General features: G+C 32.7%; 2 pseudogenes. One reads left to right on the top strand and one right to left on the bottom strand.

The window, feature by feature from the left end:
* Nucleotides 1-95 (top strand): annotated as a pseudogene (locus KVT27_RS27595) (DUF1796 family putative cysteine peptidase); the annotation flags it as partial.
* A gap of 28 nt (nt 96-123) precedes the next feature.
* Here KVT27_RS27595 and KVT27_RS26865 read toward each other — a convergent pair.
* A pseudogene (locus tag KVT27_RS26865) lies at nt 124-262 on the bottom strand (RNA-guided endonuclease TnpB family protein); the annotation flags it as partial.
* Nucleotides 263-358: the final 96 nt, after the last annotated feature.

Raw genomic sequence — 358 nt, 5'->3', positions numbered from 1 at the left:
ATCACGTTTGTACACTTCAAGTTTCAAAGAATTATTTGAATAAAAGAACATGGTATATATTATTAAAAGATATACACCTAAATTCAAAAATATAAACATATAATCTCATTGAATGTGAACTACATTAGCTTTCTCCTCTTCGCCACTCACATACAATTCATCCCTAATCCAACTACACGTTCTATTTCTTTCTGCGTGATTTCTTTTTCATATTTAGTCAAAATAGACACGTAATTGGCATAGAAATCGTACACGATTTGATGTGGGATATTTTGCATTATCTCTCACCTACCGCTAGACTATCGCCTTTCACACGCTTGAACTTCCTTCGGATAGTACATTAAAAAGTACGGTTTCA

This window comes from Lysinibacillus sp. GbtcB16, from assembly GCF_019091145.1.
In the GTDB taxonomy this organism is placed as follows: Bacteria; Bacillota; Bacilli; order Bacillales_A; family Planococcaceae; genus Lysinibacillus; species Lysinibacillus fusiformis.
Note: the sequence above shows the minus strand (reverse complement) of the source record. Positions and strands in the feature narration are given on the sequence as shown.